This is a genomic window from Sorangium sp. So ce375 (genome assembly GCF_051473855.1).
Lineage (GTDB): Bacteria > Myxococcota_A > Polyangia > Polyangiales > Polyangiaceae > Sorangium.
This window is the reverse complement of record NZ_CP150335.1, coordinates 9,352,895-9,375,657: the sequence shown is the minus strand read 5'-3', so window position 1 is coordinate 9,375,657 and position 22,763 is coordinate 9,352,895. Positions and strand designations below refer to the sequence as shown.

The window sequence follows — 22,763 nt, the reverse complement described above, 5'->3', positions numbered from 1 at the left end:
CCCTTGGTGGGGGGAACACCATGCCCACGGTCACCAAGGCGATTTACGTGAACTTCGCGGCGGGGAGGAGCGTGGACCGGCTGAATCGGCTCTCCTCCCTGGTCCAGCGGACGGAGCTGAACTCCCTGGTCATCGATATCCGATCGGAGGGCGGCGCGCTCCTCTTCGAGCGTGACGAGGTGACCAGGGCCCAGCTGGGCGCCCTCCGCGAAGCCGGTATCTACCTGATTGCCCGGCTCGTCGCGTTCAAGGGCGGCCCGCGGGGCTGGTACGATCCGAGCTCGCGGCCGCGGTGGCGAGAGATCGCGGAGATCTCGCTGCGTGCGTACGACGTCGGCTTCGACGAGGTGAACTACGACTATGTGCGTTACGGCGCGGCGCGCGAGCCGCGGTCGCGGACGCCGGTCGACGAGAGGATCCCGACGATCCGCGCTTTCTTCGAGTTCCTCCGCGCGGAGGTCGGCAATGCCGCGTCTCGCGCGATCTCGGCGGATCTCTTCGGGTTCACGCTGCTCGGGCCGCAGGAAGGGATAGGCCAGCGGCTGGAGGACGCCGTGGAGCTCTTCGACTACGTGATGCCGATGCCGTACCCGTCTCACTGGGGCCCTGGCAGCTTCGGGCTCGCGAACCCTGCGCATCACCCCTACGAGACCGTGCACGCGTCGCTCTCGGCCGGCTGGCGCAGGGTGGCAGCGCTGCCCGGGCGGACCGCGCTGCTGCGCAGCTGGATCCAGGCGTTCGATCTGGACAGCTCGCGGCCCATGCAGCGGTACGAGTACACGCCGTGGCACATCCAGGAGCAGATCCGCGCGATCGACGACGCCGGCTGCGCGGGCTACGCGGCGTGGAACCCCCGGAGCCACTACGACGAGAGCGCGTTCGTCGGCGCGCCGCGGGACACGGGGTGAGAGCGCGGCCGCGACCGCTCTCGCTACGCCCGCAGCGGGGCCCTCCGGCGGCGTCGCCGCGGCGAGAGCGCTTGCCATGCCGCGCTGCTGCCCGCACGCCGCCGCCTGACCGGACAGGCAAGTACCGCGGGTCAGAAATCCCGCCAGAAAAACCGGTCGATGGCGAGCGGCGGCCGGAAACAGTAGCGATTTTCATGGTTTCCGCCTGTCTTCCCGCCGAGGGCGGCTCTGGTGTGGCCCAACGGGGCGCCCTCCGCCGCCGCGTCGTCAAAGGGGCTGCGTTCACTCCACAGTCTGCGGCGGCAGGAACAGGGTGGGCCGCCGGTGCCGGCGCTCGATCAGCGCGTGGCCTCGCTCCGCTCGATGCTCAGCTCAGGATGGTTCGCCTGGATCCATGCGAGCGCCTGCTCGATCACCGCAGGTTCGTCCGCGTAGAGGATACAGGGGGACACGCAGAACTCGAGGTAGGCGGGCGTCGACCAGATCACCAGGTCGTCGCTCGTCCAGAACGACTGCGTCCGGTCGCTGAGCTCGGGCGCGCGCGGGACGCCGAGGGCCCGCGCCAGCGCGTCGCCCACGTCCTCGGAGAGGCTCGCGCAGTGGCGGGCCGGCCACCCCGGGATCACGTCCGGAGCCTCATGTCCCAGGGCGAACCGCTCCAGGAAGATACGCCACGAATCCGCGAAGACGAAGCGCTCCATCACGCCGTCGTCGGCGAGGATCGCGCCGTCGGAGGCCATGAAGTACAGGCCTCTGGAGAAGGCGCCGATCGGCACCAACCCGTCGCGGGGCAGGACGCCGCCCTCGAGCTCGAGCGCGGGGCCCAGCCAGTAGTGCTCTCCCTGGTCGCGGGATACACAGAGGCCGCCCGCGTGCTGCTCGAACGCGAGCAGCGACTCGCTGGCCGCGACGCCGTGAGGTGCGAGCAGCTCCTCGAGGCGGGCGCGCGAGGCGGTGCGCTGCGGATCCCGGAGCACCCCCCGCGCGCGCAGGGCGTTGACCGCGCGGTCCGTGAGCACGCCCCGGAACCCCTCGGCGGCGAGCATCCATCGCGTGTGCGCGAGCCGGTCACCCGCCGGCGGGAGCTCGTGGCGCTCGAGCACACGCCCGCCAAAGTCGCGCTCCTGCACGAGGGAGACGCCTGATGCGGTGCGCTCGACGCGCAGCGCACCCCGCTCCTCGGGCCGGTCCAAGCCGACGGGCACGAGCCCGCGGCTCGCCGGCGTGGGGGCTTCGCCCGGATCGCGGAGAGCCACGGAGACCTCGTCGCAGGCGATCGCCGCGACCGCCGGCGAGCCCGCGAGCGCTTCGACTGCCCGGGCGAGCCGCTCGACCGACCTGGCGAAGACGAGCGTCCGGTCCGGCGCGGCGCCCGAGGGGTGTCCGTCGAGGATGACGAGATCCTCGGCGTCCCATACCGTGTGGTAGGCATCGCTCGCGGCCGCCATGGGCCGGGCGCCGAGCGCCTCCGCGAGCCGGGCGCCAGCGCGGGGGCGGGCTTCGAGGCGCAGGTGGTGGAGGCCGCGCTGCGCGATGTCGAGGAAGCGCGCGAGCTTCTCGACCAGGATCACGGGGGATGCGGCGTAGGGCACCGGCGTGTTCCCCGTCGAGGAGCCTTCCACGGACACGGTGCCGTCCTCGGCCACCAGGAGATCGACCAATCCCTGGGCGCGTTCCGCGCGGTCATGAGAGACGTGCAGGTACGGGTCGAGGCCCGCGAACGCTGCGAAAGGCGCGCTGATCCCGATGGGCCAGAGATCGGCGCGGAACAGCGCCCGCCTGATGTTACATTCCAGCAGCGCCGCTGGGCCCAGGAGGATCTCCCACCAATCTCGCGAGGGGGGACCGAAGGAACCGCCGCTCGCAAGCTCCAGCGGGTCCCGCGCGCGGTCCGAGCCGGCGAAGCCGCCGATCGCAGCCTCGGCGGCTAACAGCGCCTCGTGGGTGGGAAGCCCGTGCAGACGCAGCAACTCTTTCAGCCGATCGCGTCCGGCACGACGCGCCTCGCTGCGGATGATGCCACGGCTGGCGAGGGTCTCGATGGCGAAGGTGGAAATCTCCATGGTGAGCCCCTCAGCGCGGCATCTGCACCCGCATGTTCGCTGCGTTGCGTGGGTTCATGAGGCTCCTCGCGCTCCTCGTAGGCGCCCCCTGGTTCATCGCTTGTTGCCATCCGGGGCTCGGATTGTCGATGCCCGGCGTGGTGCGGCCCACCAGGTCCACGAGCTCGTTCGGCGGAGCGCCCTGGTTCGCCTGATTCTGGAGGTTGCGGAAGAGCACGCCGCAGTTCGGGCAGGCGTTTCGTGCTCCGCCGCCCTGCTGCGTCGAGCTGATCCCATCGATCTCTCGGAGCGCGCCGCGGAGATGCTGGTTGTTCGGATCGCTGGCCGAGCCGCATGCCCCGCGCGGCAAGTTGTTACGTCGCTCATAATCATAGAGATGCTCGCTCAGCGCCGCCGGCTCGGAGCAGTTCGCCGGATGGCGCGTCGCCTGGGGGAATTGCCCGTTGGTCGAGCCGTTTGCGGCCTGCACGGGCACCTGCGGCGCCATGTTGTTCCAGACCGCGGGGTGGATATCGACCGGGTTGTCGGGATCGCGCCCGCCTTGGCTCACGCCGCTCGCGTTCGGCAACGGCGTTCGGCTGCCGTCTGGGTTCATCTGAGAGCGCTGGATGTTCGTGGTCATCGCTTGCAAGCCGTCGAGGTCCACCGTGTTGAGCGGCGAGTTATCGGCGAAGCCGTAGCGGCGGACGATTTCGACGGGATCCGGGCTGATGTAGCGGCCAATGTCGGGGTCGTAATAGCGATGCCTGTTGTAACAAAGGCCGGTTTCTTCATCCGCGTACTGGCCAGGAAACCGCAGCGCCGTGAAGGCCTCTCCCTGCACCGCGCCGAACGCGCGCGCCCGCTGCTCGGCCGCGATCTGCCCCGAGGACGTCACGAGAAGATCGGGGAATCCGTTCGGCGCGCTCACGTAGAACCGGGGCGCGCCGTCGTCATCGATGTGCGCCAGCGGGGCGAAGCTCCCATCCGGGAAAACGTACGTTCGCGTCTCGGTCACCGGGACGTCCAGGGACGCGTCGCGCACACGCACCTCGTGAAGCAGGCGCTGATCGTCCCAAACGAAGCGAGTCAGGGCAAGGAGCTGTCCTTGGCTCGAGCGAACCCGCTTTGCCAGCCGCCGGCAGAACGCGTCGTAAATGAACTCCACGAGGCGCCCATCCGGCGCGACGACCGACGCCAGGCGCCCGCGTCCATCCCAGGTGTACTTCCAGCGGCTCCCGTCGGAGAGGCGCTTTTCCACGAGGCGCGCGCGCTCGTCGTAGGTGTAGGCCGTCTCCCCCCGCCGCAGCAGGGCACCACCGCGATCGTACGCGTGCTCGCCGGCCTCGGTGGCGTAGAGGTTGCCGACCTCGTCGAAGCCGAAGAGCTCCGCCCTCCCGTGGGCAGGGATCTTGGCGAGGAGCTGTCCCATGGGATCGTACCGGTATCCCGTCGCGCCGAGGCGCGCGTCGAGCTCCTCTTCGAGAAGACCTACAGGGGAGTAACGATACTGCGTGTCCGAAACGACCCCGTGCGCGATGGGCCCAACCCACTCCGGCTCGCCCGGTCCAACCGAGGCGCGCGCTGTCGCGGAGAAGACGCGTCGCTGGGCGATGCGACCGGCCGGATCGAAGTCGTACTGAATGCGCCCGCCGCCCGGAAGGACGGCCTGCCGCTCGCGGCCGAGCGCGTCGTAGTGGAAGTCCACGACCTCCCGGCCGAGCGCCATCCGCGCGATCTTGCCCATGATGTCTCGATGCATGTGCTCGACGTACCCGAGCGAGCTGACGCGCCGCGTCCTCCGCCCCATGGAGTCGTAGACCGCTTCAATCGTGTGGCGGACGCCGAGCGTGATCTGCTCCTCCTTCACGAGGCAGCCCCGCTCATCGTATGTCAGGTAGCACTCCGTGTCAGGCGTTCGCGCATCGATCAGCCGCCCCACTTCGTCATAGGCAAACTCCTCCACCCCGCCGTCGTAGATCCGCTTGATCAACTGCCCGGCTGCGTCGTACTCGTATTCGACCAGCTCGCCGGTGCTGCTCCGCCACTGCGTCAGCCGGCCGAACAGATCGCGCCGGAAGTCGTGCGTGCGTCCGTCCATCAGCTCCTCGCGGATCACGTGCCCTGCGAGGCTCCGAACGAAGCGATGAACCTGCCCACGCTCGTTGTGAACCTCGATGAGGTGGCCTTCGCGGTTGTAACGGTACCGGATGGGCCCGGCGCCGTCGTGCTGCACCTCGCAGAGCACGTTGAGCCCACCCCAGGTGAGCCTGCCGACGCGCCTGGCCGCATCGACGATCCGCGCCAGCCGTCCCTCGGCGTCGAACTCGAACGTGGTGACCCCGCCCGCTGGATCGGAAACGGTGCGCAGCAGGCCGCGCGCGTCGTACGCGTAGCGCGTCACGGCGCCGAGCGCATCCATGGTTGCCACGACGCGGCCGAGGTCGTCGTAATAGATCGTCTTCTTCGCGCCGTTCGGCTCGATCACGGCCGTGCGGTTGCCATGCGCGTCGTGCTCGAAGCGGGTCACTCCCCCGTTCGGGAGCGTTGCCACGCTCACGAGCCCACGCTCGTCGTAATCGTACATGACGATGGTGCCGCGCCGGTCCTCGACCGCGAGCAGATTGCCCAGATCGTCGCGCGTATAACGGAGCGCGCTCCCATCCGCGCGCACGAGCTCGGTCAGCGCGCCTCGATCGTCGAAGGCATACTGAGTCCGGCGGCCGAGCGGATCGATGACCGCTGTGACCCGCCCTGCCGCGTTGCGCTCGAAGCGCGTCATCGCGCCCGTGGCGTCCCGAAAAGCGACGATGTTCCCGAGGGAGTCATACTCATGCAAGAGCACGCCCGCGCCCCATGTCGACTTGTCCACCTTGCCGTGCTTGTTGCCGAAAAAGCGCCGGACACGGAGCGAGTCCGCGACTTCGGAGTAGCCGTCTCCCGAGAACTCGAGCTTGCAATGGAATGTGCCCCGCGCTCGCGTCACGCCGTCCGCGAGGAACGCAGGCACCCCGGCCTCGAGGCTTGGGTCCTCCTGCGCGGGGTATTCACCCCAGGTCTCGATGCAGCGTCCCTCACGGTCGTACCGGTAGTGGACCACGAGCCCGCTGCGGTATGCGTGGGCGACCAGGCGGTGCTCCTCGTCATAGGCGTACCGGCACACATGTCCCTCGGCGTCCATAGCCTCGACAAGATCCCCGCGATCGTCATACCGGTACGTGAAGAAGGCGTGCCAGCCGGAGGGGCTCGTGGCCGTGCGCACCTCGAAGGCGGCGATGCGGCCCGAGCGCTCCCGCCGGACGCGCACGAAGCGCTGAACGCAATCGCGGATCCAGGCGAGGCCGGAGCCATCGTAGCCCAGCTCGATGCAGTTGCCGTTGCGGTCGAGGAGCGCGGTCAGGCGATAGCGCGACCCCAGCTGATGGCGCTCGTTGAACAACAGCGTGAGCCCGTCCTCGGTCGTGAGCGCGAATCCCCAGGCCGCGCGGCGCAGCACGATCTGCCCCACCAGAGGGCGCGTCTCGCCCTCTTCCAGCACCGGGGCCGTCACCACGGTGCCATCGTCCTGCGTAATCCGCACGGCGCGTCTGGAGAGCTCGATTTCCCAGGCGAGCGAGTGGCCCCACCCGAAGCCAAGGCCCATGTCGCGATCGCGCGCAGAGGACGAGTAGCGCCGCTGCACGACGAGCGGCAGCGGACCGGGCAGGCCGAGGTCGAGCGTCGGCAGCGTGAAGACGCGGCCGGTGACCACGTCGACCGGATCGCCGGCGGAGGTGCCACCGGAGCCGCCGTGGACCGGGTTGGAGCAAGCACCGGCCCCCTGCCCATTTCCGCAGCCATTGGCCCCCTTGCCACCGCCGTCAGGGTTGTTGCCGCCACGGTTGGCGCTCCCACCCTGACCATCTCCATTTCCGCTGCCGCCCCTCCCGCCCTTGCCACCGCCGCCGCCACCACCGCCCATGATCCAGACGCCAGGGTTCATTCCAGGGATCGCAGGGATGTTCGGAACCGGAGCCGTGCGCGCCATTCAGGCATGGTCCCCAGCGATTCTCACCCCTGTCAAGAGGAGAACTCGGGTGCCCAGACGCTACCCGGGAAGCCCGCGCGAGACGCTGGAGCATCACCGAACGGGACTCGTGCCAGAGTGGATTCTTCCAGGTGCAGCACGCATTGTCGCGGGAGACTCAGGCGATGACGTGCTGCCCGCCCCGAGCGCGGTGCGTTCGATGTCGGCGCGCGGGTGGTCGCCAGCGCCGGACCCGGCGGGAGCCTTCCTGCTCGGAACGTCAGCGGCGCTCGCTGCAAGCAGCTCGTCGGCGATGGCCCCGTAGAGCTCGTAGAAGTGCTCGTCCGGGAACCGCGACCCGCTGCGGAAGAGCCCTCGCTTGAATCGCGACCAGTTGACCGCGCCGCGGCCGGCAGCGGCGCGCAGCTCCCGGTGATCGTAGGGCCCTATGACATCGACATGATCGGCGACCACGATCCCGGCCAGCGCTTCCGGCGAGTCCATTGCCAGCGCCATTCCCGGCCGGATCGCCTCGCGGACGTAATCGAGGAGGCGGGGGGCGGCGTAGGCGTCAGGGGTCCGTGCATGACTCGGTCATGTACCGAAGAGCTCTTCGCCGGAGACTTCGCCGACGGCGCAAGATGCACCGCACCCCGTCCAGCCTAGCTTACCCCTCCGGTGTCACCGGCAGCCCGAGCAGCCGACCGATCGCCTCGTGAACGACCCGGGCCGCCACCTCGTCGCCGAGGGCGACGGCGCGGCTCAGGGTGCTGGCGAGCGAGGCGACCACGGCCGCCCGAGGCGACGGATCGGTCAGGGCAAGCTCCCCAGGCCCGGCGCCTGGCCCTTGGGCCCGCGTCGGGCCCACGCCTTCCGAGGGGCTGCGATCCGTCGTCACGCTCTCCCCAAATCCCCGGGGATGCGACGGATCGCACCGGTTCGCCCCCGCGGAACAGTCCCGCCAGAAAAACCGCTCATCCGGAGGCGGGGACAAGGGGCGTGACATCCGCCCGCACGGACGGCAAAAGCTGCCCGAGCATCTGCCTGCCGAGCGCATTGAGCTGTCGCCGCCGGAGCCTTTCACCTTTCACGCTCGACGTCGAGACCCACCCATCCGCTACGTTTGCCTCTCCGCCGGCGGCGTGCCCGGCGGTTTCACTGCTCGACTCCCTCAAGCGTGTGGCAGCCATTGCACGAGAAGTCGCCGGTGTTTGTCATCGGGTCGTACGCGGCGATCTGCAGCACTTCGGCCATCCGAGGCATGACCGTCTCGAACATCCATGTGCCCCACCGCTCGATCTCCGGATCCTTCACGTACTCGGCGAACGCCTCCTCGGTGGCGGGGAGCGGGGGGAGGTCGGGGCTCGGCATCGCGAAGGTCCCGTCGGCCGCGCCGCTGCCGTGACAGGTCACGCACGTCATTCCCTCGAACTTCGCGTCGAACGCGACGAAGGTCTCCTTCATCTCCGGCAGGACGACATCCTCCATGAACGCGAAGCGCTGATCGAAGCTCATGTCCTCCCACGCGACGGGCGCGTCCTCCTCCTCCTCACCCCCACATGCAGCGACGATCAGGCACATCGCGATCAAGACGCGCTTCATGACCATATTCCTTCTCCCTTCGTGACAGCTCGTGCAGCGTCCCAGCCGGCGGCTCGAACCGCTCTTCCCGGTCGCGGCGGCGACGAAGGCCGCATGCCCCGAGCGCCGGCGCCGTCCCCGGCGACAGCCGGCGTCATGATCGCGACCGGCTGTACCCCATAGACCCCGCTGCCCGAGGAAACTCATCGCTGAAAAAAACGCGGGGGAGAAAAATCGAACGGCCACCCCTTCCGCGGGACCGCGCGCTGAATCGACAGACACGTGGCCAACGACGCCGGCGCTTCGTCGCCCGGCCTACTGCGCCCTCGAGAAGGACACGCTCCACGTCGGCGCCACTTCGGCGATGATCTCCCTGAACCGCGGCGGGATGTCCGAGAGCTCCGTCATCTGGTGGATCGTGAGCACCTCGGCGCTCCCGAGCCCGACGGGGCAGCGCAGCGCCCAGGCGATCGCCTCTTCCTTCGAGCCCACCTCGATCAGGTAGAAGCCGCCGACGAGCTCCTTCGACTCGGCGAAGGGCCCGTCGAGCAGGACGCGCTTCCCCCCCGAAATCCCGATGCGCGCGCGCGCCCCGGCGGGATTGAGGCCCTCGGACGCGACCAGCACGCCGGCCTTCTGCATGTCTTCGTTGTATTTCATGTACGCGGCGAACAGCGCCTCGTCCGGGGGCGCATCCGCCGCTGCCTGTGCGTCGTGCTTCGCGTCGTCGGTCGCCCGTGCCGCGGTGATCATGAATCGCATCGTCGAGTTTCCTTCCGGTTCGAAGAGGAGCGCCCCGGTGGCGTCGACCGCGCGGCCCCTGTCTCCACCGTCACGACGAACGGGCGACCACGCGATCGACACGCGGGGCGATCTTTTTTGAATTACACCTAAATCTTCGTAATTACGAGGTTTTCTTCTGACGGGCGGAGCTGGACGGTGGGCTCGGACGGGGAGCTCGCCGTTCCGGGGCCGGCAGGGCGGCCCCGGCTGCTCTCCGGGGTCGCCACGGGCCGGGGAGCGGGGCCAGCCAGGCCGCGATCTTTTCTGGAGGCGACCGATGATTCCTGACGCCCGCGGGGGGTCTATGTTCAGCCACGCGCTCTTCCCGATCTACGTCGCCGCGTTCCTCTGGGGAGGGCTCGGGCTGCGCGACCGCCGCCTTCGATCTCGAGCGCGGGGCCCACCCGGGCTCTCAGCGCGTGAAGTTCTGGACTGCCCAGACTTTGCCGCTGCTCGTCGTGTAGAAGCCGCAGGCGACTTGGGTGACGGAGTCGTCGGTCATGTTGATGAAGTGGCCGTGCATTTCGTAGCAGTCGCCGGTGCAGTTTGCGGTGGGTGGCGGGCCTTCGTCCCACATCTGTTGCATGCACAGGCCGACGACTTGCTTGTTGGAGGAGTAGCCAGGGCAGGAGTTTTGCGAGCCGCCGGGCTCACAGATTTTTGCTCGGATGCCGGCGTGCGCCATGTTGTGATCGGCGTCGTATTTCGCCATCTCGTTGGCGCAGGCTTCTCCGTCTTCGCGGCGCTTGAGCGCCGGCAGGCAAGCGCACTGCGTGAGGAACTGGTTGATGCGATCGACGCAGTCTTGCCCGAGGTCGCCGGTGCTCGGCGGTGGGTCCAGCTTGCAGGCGAGGTTCTTGACGCAGGCCCCGCCGCCGCCGGCTCCGCCGCTCGCTCCGCCGGCTCCGCCGCTCGCCCCACCGGCTCCGCCATTCGCTTCGCCTGCTCCAGCCGACGCTCCGCCGCTCGCTGTACCCGCGCTTTCCGAGGAGCCGCCGGCTGGCTCGCCGCCCGTCGACGCTCCGCCCATCGCGGCTCCTCCTGTCGTTGCGCCGCCATTCGTCGCATCGCCGCCGGCGCTCGTCGCGCCTCCGTTTGGTTGGGTGACGCCGCCAGTGCCGCTCGTGCCCGGGGCGCCCGCGGCGGCGCCCCCCGCGCCTCCCGAGCCGCCGGGCTCGTCTGGCGAGCTGGAGCAGGCGAATGCGAACGCGAGCACGCTGAAGGAAGCGATACGCATACCTGCAAGTGTGGAGCTGTTGCGACCAACCGATCAAGTAAAAGCAGGATGACGCGAGGCGTTCGAAAATTCCGCTGCGTTTGGATGAGGTTCGCTCCCCTCCGCGCGCTTCGTTAACGGACAGCTCTTGAGGTCGACGGACGCCGCGTGGATTTCTTTAGCAGCTCCCGCCCCCCGCCATCAGCGCGCGAGAGTTCGTGAGCGGAGAGTCGGTCCTTTATCTCGGGCGGCAGTTCCGGCTCCGCGTTCGACTCGACCGGGCTCGCGATCCAGGACGTCGCGCTCGTGCGGGTCATTTACGCCGCCGTGCGCGAACGGGGCGCCGGGACGGCGTTCGACTTTCGGCTGAGCGCGGCCGCTACGGCGTCCTCGCGCACCGCACGCCGAGGCTGTAATAGGGCGCCGACGGCGCGACGCTGACCCGCTCGGACGTCAGCAGATAGCTCGGCGTGCCGAAGCTGCTCCCGCCGCGGACCACCCGGTTCGAGGTGTCCGTCAGGTTGGCGCAGTCGACGCACTCCGCCGGATAGGTCCCGTACCCATCCAGCACCCACTCCCGCATGCTCCCGCCGAGATCCGCCTGCGTCCACCGCCCGTCGCCCTTCGGCGAGCGGGACCCGACGTGCACGATGTCGCTGAAGTCGCTCTGGAATGTGCAGCCGGGCGCCGTGCTCTCCCTGCAATCGTAGGAGGCGTAGCTCGCGTCGATGGTCGTCGACTCCGGCGGACTCGACCACGGATACTGGCGCTGCTCGTCCCCGCCGGCCGCCGCGTAGTTCCACTCGGCTTCTGTCGGGAACCGGCCCCCGTCCCACGCGCAGAACGCGAAGGCGACATACCAGCTCACGCAGTTCATCGGCAGGTGCTCCTGGGCGCCCGCCTCCTCTGTCCACGTCCGCATGTCCGCGTTGTCCGGATTGCACATCACCGCTGCTCGCAGCGCCGCCGCGTCCGGGGGCAGCTCGCTGTTCCAGGCCGGGTTCCACCCGCTCCCCTGGATGCCCGGGTGCGCTCCCGCGTCGGCCGCGGGCTGGCTGCCGGGGTACGCCTCGATGAACTTCCGGAACCTCCCCACCGTCACCTCGAAGCGATCTAGCCGGAAGTCGCTCACCGTCGCTGGATATGCAGCATCGTTGCCGCGGTCGAAGGTCCCCCCCGGCACCACCGCGCTCGCGCAGCAGCTCTCGCTTTCGCCCGGCCCGCACGTCGGTGGCAGCCCTTCGCAGCTCGGGGGCGTCGTGCACGCCGCTCCGCTGCACACGGGCGCCTCCGCAGGACACGGCTCCGGGGCGTCCCACTGACCGCGGTCGTTGCACCGCTCTAGCCGGTTGTCCGAGCACCGCGCGTCGCCGCTCGTGCACTCTCCGGCGTCGGCGCCGGCGCCGGCGCCGCTGCCATTGCCGCCGGCGCCGCCGCGGCCCGAGCTTGCGTCGCCTCCGCCGGAGACGGTGTCGCCGCCTGCGCCTTCGAACGGGTGATAGTCCTTGTCCAGCCCCAGTATCGCCGTGCAGCCGCTTGTCATGAAGGCCGATGCCGCCCACCACCACCGACGCGTGCGCTTGCTCTTCATATCTCCTCTTTGACCACTCTCCCCGCGCTGTCCGTGACGACCTTTGAGCCTCTCGAAGGCAAACGATGCCACGCGTCGAAGGCCGGCGGTAGCGTCACGCCCATCGAGCGCGCCCGCTGCACCGGCGGCTCCTGCGGACCGCGGACGCGCCCCGGCGCGGGCACCCTTGACGCGCCTGAGCACTCGGGCATGGAAGGCCTGCCTGATCGCATAAGGCCCGTTCTGTCAATGAATTCGTACAATCGGACTGCGCGAGCCAGGAACGGCTCCGAGAATCTTGACTTTGCGGAACGCGTTTGTTCGTCCTATCCGCGTGGTAGACGTCGCGAACCGCAGGCTCAGCTGCATACGCCGCCCTGGGCCGTCGCCCAGCTCAGGGGCAGCTGCCGGCGAAGCTCAGGAAGCTCTGTATGCAGGCGTCCACCTGAGCTTGGCTGGTGAGCGGCATGGCGGTGATGGTGTTGGCCACCGACACGTATCCGCACTGGTCGGGCTCCGGGCCGAGCTGGCCGTTGACAGCGAACTCGACGAAGGGGCCCTCGTGGCCATTGTCGTTGCTCTTCAGATAGTAATAGATGCTGCCGGGGCCCATGGAACCCGAGTAGTTGATGCACTGGACGGGGGGGGTAGGGGGACCCCACCCGGGCATGCCATCACACGGGCACGCCGGCGCCGTGGGCTGGCAGGTGCCGCTCTCGCAGGTGAAGCCCGACTCGCACGAGCCGCAGTCGCGCGTCCCGCTGCAGCCATCGTCGATCGAGCCGCAGGTCGCTCCCTGAGCGGCGCAGGTGGTGGCGACGCAGACGGGCGTCTCGCAGCTCGTCCCCGTCCAGCCGGGCGCGCACGTGCAGGTGTACCCGTCGACCTGATCGTTGCACGTGCCGTGGACGCAGGGGCCCGGCGCGCATTCGTCGATGTTGGCCTCGCAGCCCGTCCCCGTCCAGCCGGGCGCGCACGTGCAGGTGTACCCGTCGACCTGATCGTTGCACGTGCCGTGGACGCAGGGGCCCGGCGCGCATTCGTCGATGTTGGTCGCGCAGTCCGTCCCCGTCCAGCCGGGCGCGCACGTGCAGGTGTAACCGCTCTCGGTCGCGGCGCAGGCCCCGCCGTTCTGGCAGGGGGCCGAGGCGCAGAAGTCGGTGGCCTCCCCGCTTTCGTCGCCGTCGGCCGCGGAGGGGCCGGCGCTGGCGCAGCCCGCGAGCAGCAGGGTAGAGAGAGCCGGGATCGTCAGAGCGTGGAGACGTGAACCTGCAAGAGACCGCATGGATGGTCATCCTTTCAATGTTGTGCTTGCGTTGCCTGGAGAAGGGTCGGGTCGGCCTGAGCAAGCTTGAGGCCAGTGTCGAATCGGCGCTTTCGGGGTGATGTTGACGCAGGCCCCCGCATGGCATTCGGGGTGTGCGCGCCGCCGGTTCCCGTCGCCCAGGTCCAGTCGCGCGCCGCCGCCTGCTGCTGCCTGAATGCCTCACTTGCGGAGACCACGACGCTCCGCCGTGACCGACCGCGGCGACCTTGCCGAGTTCGATGACGGAGCGAATTTCCACCATAGGTTCAGGCGAGGATGCAACAGCGACGAGCTCGTACGTGCGCTTGTCTTGCCGTTCGTGGACAGCTCGCTGCCGCTTCTGGACAGGCGCCATCGGTCGCGCGCGCGATCGATGGCGATCTGCGCGATACGTCGAGGTCGAGCCCGACGACCGGTACGCCATGGTGAGCTGCGGGCGGCCGGCCCGGGGTGGCGTTGTCGCCGGAGTTGTTGCCCGTGGGGGTCAGCGCTCGTGACGTTCAGGGCCGGCGCCGCGGCCGGAGGCGCGGAAGGCCCGCGGCCGCGCGCCCCGCGGACAGCGTCTCGGAGGGGCTCTCGCCGAACCGGCGCTTGTACTCGACGCTGAACCGCCCCGGGTTACCGAGCCCGAGCGCGGCCACGACACCCGCGACCGACGTGCCGGCCGAGGGCTCGGCCAGCTGGCGGCGCGCGAGCTCGAACCGGCGCCGCCGCAGGAAATCGATCGGTGGCATTCCCCGGCTCGCCACGAAGGCCGCGCTCCGGCGGCAGGCGCACAGGGGGCGGCGATCACCGCCCGTCGGACGCGTTGCGCGTCCGGTAAGCGCGCTGCTGGCACGCCCGCGAGCAGTATGCCCGCGGCCGCCCCGTGGCAGGCTGGGCGATCTCGCGGCCGCACTGCGCGCACGTCGCCCCCTCGTCGCGCCGGGGGGGCTCGCCGGGAGTTTCGTCACGGATTGGCGCCGGAGGCTGTGATGCTTCGCGACTTTCATCACACTGGCCGGAGCGCGACCGGACGAGCGCCTCGATGCCGTCGAGCACACGCTGCAGGCCGAACAGGAACACGTCCTCCGTGAACGGGTCCTCGTCGAACGCGCCCGAGCTCATCATCCGCGCCATCGTCGGATAGCGGGCCGGGTCGAAGAGCTTCTCGAAGAAATACGCGCGCTCGGACCACCACTGCTCGTCGGTGACGCCGGTCTCCTGCTCGGCCTCGACCCGGTCCACCGAGAGCCGCCCCGCGCCGCGAACGTAGCTGTCGACGAGGTGGACGGCGGCGAGCATCTCGCGGTCGGTGAGGCCGATCCCGGAGACCGCGCGGAGCGCCGCCTCGTACGCCGCCATCCCCTTCGGCCCCATCACGGGGCGCACCGGCGTCACGTGCAAGAACCACGGGTGGCGGTGGTAGAGCGCCCAGTCCGCGAGCGCCGACGCCTCGAGCTTGGCCCGCCACCCCCCGGGGACGCTGTCGACGAGGGACATCTCCCCCGCCGCGGCGTCCAGCATGAGGTCCAGGAGCTCGGCCTTGCTCGGCACGTACCGGTACAGCGACATCGGGGTGAACCCGAGCTTCGCGGCGACCCGCTGCATCGACAGCGCCGAGAGCCCCTCGCCGTCGGCGAGCTCGATCGCGGCCCGCACGATCTGATCGAGCCTCAGGCCGGGCTTGGGCCCCCGGCTCGGCCGCTTCCTGATCCCCCAGAGGAGCTCGAGGCTGCGCACGGCGTCGCCGCTCCCGCTGTACTCCGTCGCACTTTTTCGTCGCCTCTTGGGTTTGACAGCCATCCCTCAACTGCGTATATCACACACAATACAGTGTACTTCATAAACAGTTGTGGGAGGTCCGCGTGAAGCAGCACGACGAGAGGCGACCGATGCGAGCGATGCGACCGACGACCCTGCTTTTTTACGCGCGCGGCCTCGCGGCCGCCGCGCCGCTTGCGCTGGCGCTCGGATGCGCGGCACAGGAGACAGCGCCGGAGCCGACGTTCTGGCAGGACGTCGCGCCGATCACGGCTTCGAAGTGCACCTCGTGCCATCAGGAGGGCGGGCTCGGGCCCTTCCGCCTCGACGACTACATCTCGGCGAAGGCGCGCGCCGGCGCGATCGACGACGCGGTGCAGGGCGGCCATATGCCCCCGTTCCTCGTGGCGCACGACGGCTCGTGCGGCGACTTCAAGGACGAGGCGACGCTCACCGCCGAGGAGCTCGAACTCATCCATCGCTGGGCGACCGGGGCGCGCGCCGAAGGGGAGCGCACGGGCGCGCCGTCCACCCCGCCCGTGCCCACGCTCGAGGGCGGCGTCGACTACATGACACCGCCGATCACCCCCGTGGTCGACCCCGCGGATCCCCTCGCGGCCCACGACGAGTGGCGGTGCTTTCCTGTGAACCCGGGCCTCGACACCGACCGCTTCATCACCGGATATCAGGTGACGCCCGGCGTCCGGTCCATCGTTCATCACGTCACGGTCTACCGGGTGACCCCCTCGGAGCCGTCGCTGGCGGAGGGCAAGACGAACCAGGACGTGATGACGGAGCTCGACGATGCCTCGCCGGACCGGCCCGGCTGGGAGTGCTTCGGCGGACCGGCCGACGAGTTGCCGTTCCAGCCGCTGTTCGCCTGGGCGCCCGGGCAGGACGTGGTCGAGTTCCCCGGCGGCACCGGGGCGCCGGTCTCCGCGAAGGACGTCTTCGTCGTCCAGGTGCATTACAACATCCATGACCACGCGGGCGCCTCCGCCGAGGACTCGACGCGCCTCCGGCTCCGCTACGAGGACACCGTGGAGCGGCGCGCCGTGTTCGTCGGGGACGACGGCTTCATGACGACCCTCTTCGAGCCGGACGGCCCGGACACGCTGCCGCCCGGCCAGCAGGACGCCGCCTACACATGGCGCAGGACGCGGGCGGAGCTCGCGCTCGACCCGGCGCTGCCCTCGATCGAGGTTCTCGGCGTGATGCCGCACATGCACGAGCGCGGGCGCACCTTCGACCTGCGCGTGGGGTCGGGGACGCAGGAGAGCTGCATCGCGCGCGTGAACGACTGGGACGTCCACTGGCAGGGCGTCTATTGGTATCGCACGCCGCCGCTGCTCGACCCGAGCTCCTCGCTCGAGGTGACATGCACCTTCGACACGCGCGACGCCGAGGCCCCGGTGCTGCCGGGGTGGGGCACGCAGAACGAGATGTGCAACCTGAACCTCCTGGTCGCGCTGCCGATGACACCGTGACGTCGCGACCGCCCCTCGCCCGCGGTTTCCCGGAGGAGCGCAGGGCGCCATGCCGAGAGCGCAAAGGCGCAAAAATGCACGAAATTCATTCCTTTCTGCGGCTTTGCGTCTTTGCGTTAAAATCTCTCTCCGGATCCCTGGCGGGACTCCTGGTGGGTGGAGCTAGACCCCGTAGACTTGCTCTACGATCGACGCGATCAGCTCCATGGATAGCGTCACGCCGCGCTGCTGGCGCCAGGCGACATGCCCGTCCGGCCGGATCAGGAGCGCGCCGTCCTGCTCGATCTGCGAGAGCGCGTGCACCGCGGCCCGGTGACAGGCCGGGATGTCAGCCGAGGCGAGCCTGAACAGCCGGACGCCGTGGCGCGCCTCGATCTCCTCCAGCGCTTCGATGTCCGCGGGCAGCGCCTGGACGGCCGCGCCGAGCAGCAGGATCGAAGCGCCGTAGTCGATCATGGAGCGGCTGCCGCGCTGTCTCCTGTTGCCGTCCAGCCAGAAATGGGGGAATCGCGCGCCTGGCCGCGTCGACGGGAGGTACGAGGACACCCGATCGTCGACCTCCGGCGCCCTCGTGCCGTCGCTCAGGAGCGCGCCCTCCTCATACGTGTAGCCAAGGTCGAGTCCGATCCGGTCGAAGTGCGACCTCTGCTGCGCGATGGCCGCGAGGACGCGCTCTCGCACCGATGAATCGCGGTGGTACCTCGAGAGGATGCTCTCGCCGTACTGCTGGACCTGCCGCTCGGTCCAGGCGCGGAGCGGGGCGGGCAGCGCGCGCATCGTGGAGCTCGCCAGCTTCTCGTTGACCCACTGAGCGTCCTCGACCTCGATCCCGAAGGCCTCCGCGACCTCGCTCATCCTCTCGAAGTTGAGCCGGCTCTCGTCGCAGTTCGCCTCGACGACCGGGCGGCGCTCGGCCTCGTAGCTGTCGAGCAGGCCGGGCGCCGCCCGCCGCTCGATCACCATGGCGAGCTTCCAGGCCAGGTTGTGCGCGTCGCCGATGCCGGAGTTCATGCCGAGCCCGCCCGTGGGCGGGAAGCGATGGGCGGCGTCGCCGACAAGGAAGACGCGCCCGCTGCGGAAGCGCTCCGCCACCTGCGCCGTCATGCGCCAGTGGCTCATCGACGTGAGCTCGATATCGACATCATCCCGGCCGAGCGCCGCCTTGATCTTCTTCTGCATCACCTCGGGCGTGTACTCCTCGATCTTCTCGTGCGGCGTCGCCACGGGGAGGTGAAAGACCCAGCGCTTCTCGACGTGGTGGGCGATGAACACGCTGCCTGGCGCCTTGGGGGAGAAGATGAAGTAGAGCTTGCCCCGGGTGCGGACCACGCGGCGCAGATCCGCCTGAAAATAGGCGTTGACGACGTCGAGCAGCTTGTCCGGGCCCTTCATCTCGATCCCGAGGGCCTTGCGGCTCCGGCTCCCGGCGCCGTCGGAGCAGATGACGAACTGGCTCCGGACCGCGAAGGTCTCTCCCGTCGTCCGGTCCGTGATCCGGCCCGTGACGCCGTCCGCGTCCTGCTCGAAGGACTCCCACTGGTGGTGATGGAGCGCCTGGATCCGCGGCGACGCCGAGACGCGCTCGCGGAGGAGCTTCTCCAGCTCGACCTGCGAGATGTTGAGGTAAGGCATGGGCGCCTCGAGGTGCTCTCGGTACTTGCGCCCGACGCCGTTGGCTCGCAGATCGATGCAGCCGAACTCCTCGCCGATCGTGCCGCAGAACAGGATCTTGGCGGCGTCGTCCTCCGGGGATGCCTCCGCGGACAGCTCGCCATAACCGAGCCCCAGCTCGTGGAGGATCTCGATCGAGCGCGCCGAGAGCTCGTGGGCCTTGGGGTGATTCTCCAGGCCCGGCCGGCGCTCGACGAGGACACAATCGATGCCGCGCCTGGCGAGGCACAGCGCGCTCACCATCCCCGAGGGGCCAGCGCCGATGATGAGGACGGGAGCAGAGACGGTGCGATGGCTCATGTGGCAGCCCCTCTCTTGTGACACAGGGAGACACCGGCGAAGAGCAGCGCCGCGGACACGCTCAGGTGCAGCATGTTCGGCGGGAGGAAGCCGAGGAGGACCCGGCCATCGGCGTCGAACGCGGCGCCGGCCGCGCTCTTGAAGGCAGCGGCCATGACGAATCCGCCGAGATGGATGGCGCCCAGGAAGGCGCCTGCCCGGACACGCTCCAGGGTGCGCGGCGTGGATGTCCAGAAGAGATAGATGGAGGCGAGCGCGCCGAGGGCCCCGGCGCTGATCTGCCAGAGCAGATGGAATCTCGCGTGACCAGGCCAGTCAGGGTTTTGGAGGTGATACGGATCGATGATGTCGATCAGCCCCGTCAGCAGGCCGTACGTGACGGCCGACAGGATGCAGAGGGCCTTGCCCACGGCCCACGTCGTGGAGGATGGCGAGCGTTCGGAGCTCATGCCAGAGGGATAAAGCACGGGCGACACGTCCACAATGGCCGTGGGTGGCCATGGGGTGGCCGGAAATGGCCACGCCCGTGAGAGGCGGGAGGCTCAGGTCATCGCCGGCTGTGCGGGCCCGCCGGGGCGCGCCGCGCCAGCTCGTCTAGCCTTCATGACCCATCAGAAACCAACCACGGCGTCGTAGGCGGGCTTGGGGTTGTGGTTGACGTCGAAGAGCAGGGGGAAATCCTTGCGCCCCGAGCTGAACTCGGACAGCCACGTGTTGTCGTCCGCGATCCCCCAGAAGGTGACGCCCGTGATGGCGGACTTGTACTTCCGGAACAGCTCGAAGAACTCGCGGTAGCGCGCGGCCTGCTTGGCCTTCAGCGCGTCGGTGAAGGTCGCGGTCGTGTAGAACGTGCTCTGGTTGTACGTCACGCCGGGGATGTACAGCGAGATATCGAGCTCCGTGACCTGCACATCCAGGCCGAGCGACGAATAGAGCTTGATCGCGTCTTCCATATGGGCCACGTCCTGGTAGTACGCCTGGTTCGTGGTCACCGTGGAGGGCTCGATGTTGAGGTGGGCTTGCAGCCCGACGCCGTGGACCGGCACGCCCTGATCGAGCAGTCCCTTGAGCATGTTGTAGATGCCCTGCTGCTTGGCGGGGATGTAGTTGTAGAAGTCGTTGTAGAACAGCTTGGCGTCCGGATCGGCCTCGTGCGCGGCCTTGAAGGCCTCCGCGATGTAGCTCTCGCCGAGGATCTCGTACCAGCGGCTCTTCTGGCCGTCTGCCAGGTTGCCGTTGCGGTACGTGCCGTCCTCCATCATGGCCTCGTTCACGACGTCCCACGCATAGACCTTGCCCCGGAAGTGACGCACCACATTGCTGATGTGGTTTTTCATGCGTGTCAGCAAGGTCTGCTTCGACACGGTGCCGCCGGAGCCGTTCGAGAACAGCCATGAAGGGTTCTGGCTGTGCCAGACCAGGGCGTGCCCGCGGACCTTCATCTTGTTCGCGACCGCGAAGCTCACGATGCGATCCGCCGCGTCGTAGCTGAAGCTGCCCTCGTTCCTCTGCAGCGACTCGAACTTCATTTCGTTCTCGGCGGTGACGCTGTTGAAGTGCGCCTTCAGCAGCGCCGCGTGCGTCATGTACGACTGCGAATCCACCGCTGCCCCGATCGGGAAATAGCTCGCGTACTTCTCCGCCAGGTTCTTGGGGCCTTCATCAGGCATGCCGCCCGTGCCCGCGCCGCCTGTCCCCGCACCGCCCGTGCCTCCCGAGGTGGCGCCGTCCGTGCCGCCGCTCCCACCCTCGCTCGTCTCACCACCACCGGCCGACGCCCCGCCGGTGCCTCCAGCGTCGCTGCCGCCTGCGCCACCCCCGGCGCTCGCCGACGTTCCGCTCGTTTCAGCCGTGCTCGCGGCGCCGCCGGTGGTGGCGCCCGTGGCCGCATCGTCCTGACTCGAGGTGGACGAGGTGCAGGACCAGAGCAGGCAGGTGAGCAACCCAATCGAAACGAGTTTCTTGCGCATCCGTGCGTTCCCTCGGGCGCGCACGATACCCGAGTTCGGAGCTGCCAGGCGAGCGCGGCCTTCGTCGTTTCAGCCGGGCTGCTCTTTGCGGGCGCACGGGCCAGCCATGTACAGTTACCCGGTACGAGAGGCCGGTAGAGCGGCCGCGCGGGGAGGCGGACGCGACGCTGAACGGCGGAGCACGCCCCTCCTTCGGGCGGCGCATGGCGAGCCCGCACTCGAGCAGCGGGGTCGGATCAGGGGCAAGGCGCGGCAGAAGTCTTTCCGCCGCGTTTCTCTTGGGATCGGCGCTGCTGGGGTGGACTCTGTTCGCTCCCCTCGTCGCGCGTTGTGGTAGTCTTTCGTGACATGAAGACGTTGGCATTTGGAACGGTGGGCGAGGTCTTCGTGCTCCTCCACGGGAAGCTTGCTCCCTCCGACGAGGAGTGGAATCAGTATCTCGACGCGTGGGCGGCCCATTTCCATGGCCGCTCGCGCACGCGCACCCTGATCGTGACGGACGGCGCTGCACCACAGCCGGCGCAATGGCAGCGCGTGATGACACACCCATGCTCCTCGTTGTTTCGCTTGCCGACGAAGATTTGCCTGGTGACGGAATCGACGTTCGTCCGTGGCGTCGTCCGTGGCATGGATACACCGGCGCTGAACCCGCTCAACGGCCAGTATCAGTTCTTCGCGAAGGGCCAGATCACGGATGCGCTGAGGGCGCTCGACATCTCGCCCGCCGAACAGAGGACGATCGTCGCGTTCGTGGATCAGCTCCGGCAGACGCTCGGCAAGAGCTGAAGGCGCCGCTCCTATGCTCTGCATGGTGCAGAGGTGGGAAACCGCTCTAGAGCTGGCGTGATAAACGGGTTGAGAGCGTCTGAAAAGAGCAGGACTCGGATCGCCAAGACCCCGAGGGCGCCAAGGGAACCTTAATCATCCTGGCGTCTTATGGTGCTTTGGCGGTTCCTCGACATGACGCCGAGGCTTCATCCCTTGGCCTTGGCCCGCGCCGCAGGAGCCTTCGCGGAGCCACCGCCCTTCGCCCGCGCAGCCGGCGCCTTCGCGGATCCATTCTTTCCGAAGCGCACCTCGAACGCGCCGGCGTCCTCCTCGACGAATCGGAGGAGCGCCTCCCCTTCCTCGGCGAGCTGCTCGCGCGCCGCCCTGCCAAGGGCCTCGAACGGCTCGAGCACGAGCGCGGCCGTGGCCTTTTTGCGCTCGATCGTCCACGTGCCGGCCACGAAGCCGTCCACGAGGAACGTCGGCAGGATGCGCAGGTTGGCGGACATGACGATCCGCCCGCGATGCTCGTCTGCGATGACCCGCGTGCGGTCGTCGTGCGCGAGAAGGAGGTTGTCGTAATCGGGTAGAAACCGGGCCGGCGCGGCGGAGTCCGCGGGCGGCCGAGGCGCGTCGGGCAGATCGAAGAGCTCCCGGCCTCGCTCGTCGCGGAACACGCAGAGCTGCTCTCGCAAGGCGTGGAGCACCTCCTTGACGCGGGTCAGGCCGGACCACGTCTGCACATCGGTCGCGGTCGCCGGGCCGAACGACGCGAGATAACGCAGCACGAGCGCCTGCGGCGCGCCGCCGTCGCGGAGCGGTTTGCCGAGCCAGGACGCCGCCGGGGCGAAGTCCGCGGTCCCCGGATAGGCCCACGGGGTCTCGGCGGGCACCTGGACGATCGGCAGGTGCATGCGAACCGCGAGGGCCATGGCGCGCACGTCGCCGTCGGCGTGGAGCTCGGCCAGGTGATCGCGCAGCTCGTCCATGGTCCGCGGCTCCGCGTCGAAGTACGCGCGCGCCTCGGCGACCAGCCGAGCGACGTCGAGCGCGTCCGCGCGCGAGCGGAGGACCGATCTCACCGCAGCGTGGAGCACTGGCGCGATGACCGGGTGCAGATCCAGGTAGTCCCTTGCGCTCACGAGGTGCAGGGTGCCGCGCAGGAACGGCGCCCGGACCACCTCGCGGCGCAGGACCAGCTGGACGAGCTGCTCGCGCCGGAACGTCGCGAGCCGCGACCAGAGCCCGATGAAAGGGGGCCGCGCCAGCTGCGCCTGGAGGGCGATCAGCCGTTCGATCCCGTGGACGGCCGTGGTCTGCGCCCGCGCGAGCAGCATCTGTCGCGCGAGCGTGGCCCGGTTGAGGTCTCTTCGTGTCAGCGTCGGGGCGGGCATGCGGCCCGCGAGCTTACG

The 22,763-nt window shown here is 69.1% G+C and carries 18 protein-coding genes and 1 pseudogene; 4 read left to right on the top strand and 15 right to left on the bottom strand.

Annotated features, from left to right (window positions below):
• Window positions 1-20 precede the first annotated feature (20 nt).
• On the top strand, window positions 21-908 hold the full coding sequence (locus tag WME90_RS34950; RefSeq protein WP_437276391.1) for a putative glycoside hydrolase: 888 nt from the start codon (window positions 21-23) through the stop codon (window positions 906-908).
• A gap of 338 nt (window positions 909-1,246) precedes the next feature.
• On the opposite strand, the gene WME90_RS34945 is transcribed toward WME90_RS34950, so the two are convergent.
• The 7 genes from WME90_RS34945 to WME90_RS34915 form a co-directional block, all read right to left on the bottom strand.
• Window positions 1,247-2,971 (bottom strand): hypothetical protein, encoded by a 1,725-nt coding sequence (locus WME90_RS34945; RefSeq protein ID WP_437276390.1) that lies wholly within the window; start codon window positions 2,969-2,971, stop codon window positions 1,247-1,249.
• Between the two features lie 10 nt (window positions 2,972-2,981).
• Entirely contained in the window at window positions 2,982-6,932 is a 3,951-nt protein-coding gene (locus tag WME90_RS34940; RefSeq protein ID WP_437276389.1) for an RHS repeat-associated core domain-containing protein, read from the bottom strand.
• Between the two features lie 138 nt (window positions 6,933-7,070).
• Window positions 7,071-7,460, bottom strand: a complete 390-nt coding sequence (locus WME90_RS34935) for a hypothetical protein (RefSeq protein ID WP_437276388.1) — start codon at window positions 7,458-7,460, stop codon at window positions 7,071-7,073.
• A gap of 163 nt (window positions 7,461-7,623) precedes the next feature.
• Complete coding sequence (locus tag WME90_RS34930) at window positions 7,624-7,854, bottom strand: hypothetical protein (protein ID WP_437276387.1); 231 nt, start codon at window positions 7,852-7,854, stop codon at window positions 7,624-7,626.
• 257 nt (window positions 7,855-8,111) lie between these two features.
• The gene (locus WME90_RS34925) at window positions 8,112-8,558 is read right to left on the bottom strand and encodes a hypothetical protein (RefSeq protein ID WP_437276386.1); all 447 of its coding nucleotides are present in this window, start codon (window positions 8,556-8,558) and stop codon (window positions 8,112-8,114) included.
• A 294-nt stretch (window positions 8,559-8,852) separates the two neighbouring features.
• Window positions 8,853-9,299: a YciI family protein gene (locus WME90_RS34920; protein ID WP_437276385.1), complete on the bottom strand. Its 447-nt coding sequence runs from the start codon at window positions 9,297-9,299 to the stop codon at window positions 8,853-8,855.
• Between the two features lie 433 nt (window positions 9,300-9,732).
• Window positions 9,733-10,350: a CAP domain-containing protein gene (locus WME90_RS34915; RefSeq protein ID WP_437276384.1), complete on the bottom strand. Its 618-nt coding sequence runs from the start codon at window positions 10,348-10,350 to the stop codon at window positions 9,733-9,735.
• A 447-nt stretch (window positions 10,351-10,797) separates the two neighbouring features.
• Between WME90_RS34915 and WME90_RS34910 the strand changes: the two are divergent.
• Window positions 10,798-10,896, top strand: a pseudogene (locus tag WME90_RS34910) (ornithine cyclodeaminase family protein); the annotation flags it as partial.
• 19 nt (window positions 10,897-10,915) lie between these two features.
• Here WME90_RS34910 and WME90_RS34905 read toward each other — a convergent pair.
• From WME90_RS34905 to WME90_RS34890, 4 genes are all read right to left on the bottom strand, one after another.
• Entirely contained in the window at window positions 10,916-12,127 is a 1,212-nt protein-coding gene (locus tag WME90_RS34905; protein WP_437276383.1) for a formylglycine-generating enzyme family protein, read from the bottom strand.
• Between the two features lie 373 nt (window positions 12,128-12,500).
• Window positions 12,501-13,391, bottom strand: a complete 891-nt coding sequence (locus WME90_RS34900) for a calcium-binding EGF-like domain-containing protein (RefSeq protein ID WP_437276382.1) — start codon at window positions 13,389-13,391, stop codon at window positions 12,501-12,503.
• Between the two features lie 521 nt (window positions 13,392-13,912).
• The gene (locus WME90_RS34895; RefSeq protein ID WP_437276381.1) at window positions 13,913-14,161 is read right to left on the bottom strand and encodes a helix-turn-helix domain-containing protein; all 249 of its coding nucleotides are present in this window, start codon (window positions 14,159-14,161) and stop codon (window positions 13,913-13,915) included.
• Between the two features lie 40 nt (window positions 14,162-14,201).
• Window positions 14,202-15,197, bottom strand: coding sequence for a TetR/AcrR family transcriptional regulator (locus WME90_RS34890; protein WP_437276380.1), 996 nt, complete (start codon window positions 15,195-15,197; stop codon window positions 14,202-14,204).
• A gap of 98 nt (window positions 15,198-15,295) precedes the next feature.
• On the opposite strand from WME90_RS34890, the gene WME90_RS34885 reads away from it, so the two are divergent.
• Window positions 15,296-16,642 carry a hypothetical protein gene (locus tag WME90_RS34885; protein WP_437276379.1) on the top strand — a complete coding sequence of 449 codons (1,347 nt, stop codon included), beginning with the start codon at window positions 15,296-15,298 and terminating at the stop codon, window positions 16,640-16,642.
• A gap of 162 nt (window positions 16,643-16,804) precedes the next feature.
• Here the strand turns inward: WME90_RS34885 and WME90_RS34880 are convergent, their stop codons facing one another.
• The 3 genes from WME90_RS34880 to WME90_RS34870 form a co-directional block, all read right to left on the bottom strand.
• Window positions 16,805-18,613, bottom strand: coding sequence for an FAD-dependent monooxygenase (locus WME90_RS34880; RefSeq protein WP_437276378.1), 1,809 nt, complete (start codon window positions 18,611-18,613; stop codon window positions 16,805-16,807).
• Window positions 18,610-19,023 (bottom strand): hypothetical protein, encoded by a 414-nt coding sequence (locus WME90_RS34875; RefSeq protein WP_437276377.1) that lies wholly within the window; start codon window positions 19,021-19,023, stop codon window positions 18,610-18,612. The genes WME90_RS34880 and WME90_RS34875 overlap by 4 nt, the downstream gene beginning before the upstream one ends.
• Before the next feature lie 201 nt (window positions 19,024-19,224).
• Window positions 19,225-20,583 carry an endo-1,4-beta-xylanase gene (locus WME90_RS34870; RefSeq protein WP_437276376.1) on the bottom strand — a complete coding sequence of 453 codons (1,359 nt, stop codon included), beginning with the start codon at window positions 20,581-20,583 and terminating at the stop codon, window positions 19,225-19,227.
• 348 nt (window positions 20,584-20,931) lie between these two features.
• On the opposite strand from WME90_RS34870, the gene WME90_RS34865 reads away from it, so the two are divergent.
• Window positions 20,932-21,369, top strand: coding sequence for a hypothetical protein (locus WME90_RS34865; protein WP_437276375.1), 438 nt, complete (start codon window positions 20,932-20,934; stop codon window positions 21,367-21,369).
• A gap of 188 nt (window positions 21,370-21,557) precedes the next feature.
• Here WME90_RS34865 and WME90_RS34860 read toward each other — a convergent pair whose 3' ends face one another.
• Window positions 21,558-22,745, bottom strand: a complete 1,188-nt coding sequence (locus tag WME90_RS34860; protein ID WP_437276374.1) for a winged helix DNA-binding domain-containing protein — start codon at window positions 22,743-22,745, stop codon at window positions 21,558-21,560.
• Between the last annotated feature and the right edge of the window lie 18 nt (window positions 22,746-22,763).

Excerpts from the sequence above, each read along its gene's own strand:
- WME90_RS34950 (WP_437276391.1), top strand. The coding sequence starts at position 21 with ATGCCCACGGTCACCAAGGCGATTTACGTGAACTTCGCGGCGGGGAGG.
- WME90_RS34945 (WP_437276390.1), bottom strand. The coding sequence starts at position 2,971 with ATGGAGATTTCCACCTTCGCCATCGAGACCCTCGCCAGCCGTGGCATC.
- WME90_RS34940 (WP_437276389.1), bottom strand. The coding sequence starts at position 6,932 with ATGAACCCTGGCGTCTGGATCATGGGCGGTGGTGGCGGCGGCGGTGGC.
- WME90_RS34935 (WP_437276388.1), bottom strand. The coding sequence starts at position 7,460 with ATGGACTCGCCGGAAGCGCTGGCCGGGATCGTGGTCGCCGATCATGTC.
- WME90_RS34925 (WP_437276386.1), bottom strand. The coding sequence starts at position 8,558 with ATGAAGCGCGTCTTGATCGCGATGTGCCTGATCGTCGCTGCATGTGGG.
- WME90_RS34920 (WP_437276385.1), bottom strand. The coding sequence starts at position 9,299 with ATGCGATTCATGATCACCGCGGCACGGGCGACCGACGACGCGAAGCAC.
- WME90_RS34915 (WP_437276384.1), bottom strand. The coding sequence starts at position 10,350 with ATGGGCGGAGCGTCGACGGGCGGCGAGCCAGCCGGCGGCTCCTCGGAA.
- WME90_RS34905 (WP_437276383.1), bottom strand. The coding sequence starts at position 12,127 with ATGAAGAGCAAGCGCACGCGTCGGTGGTGGTGGGCGGCATCGGCCTTC.
- WME90_RS34900 (WP_437276382.1), bottom strand. The coding sequence starts at position 13,391 with ATGCGGTCTCTTGCAGGTTCACGTCTCCACGCTCTGACGATCCCGGCT.
- WME90_RS34890 (WP_437276380.1), bottom strand. The coding sequence starts at position 15,197 with ATGGCTGTCAAACCCAAGAGGCGACGAAAAAGTGCGACGGAGTACAGC.
- WME90_RS34885 (WP_437276379.1), top strand. The coding sequence starts at position 15,296 with ATGCGACCGACGACCCTGCTTTTTTACGCGCGCGGCCTCGCGGCCGCC.
- WME90_RS34880 (WP_437276378.1), bottom strand. The coding sequence starts at position 18,613 with ATGAGCCATCGCACCGTCTCTGCTCCCGTCCTCATCATCGGCGCTGGC.
- WME90_RS34870 (WP_437276376.1), bottom strand. The coding sequence starts at position 20,583 with ATGCGCAAGAAACTCGTTTCGATTGGGTTGCTCACCTGCCTGCTCTGG.
- WME90_RS34865 (WP_437276375.1), top strand. The coding sequence starts at position 20,932 with ATGAAGACGTTGGCATTTGGAACGGTGGGCGAGGTCTTCGTGCTCCTC.
- WME90_RS34860 (WP_437276374.1), bottom strand. The coding sequence starts at position 22,745 with ATGCCCGCCCCGACGCTGACACGAAGAGACCTCAACCGGGCCACGCTC.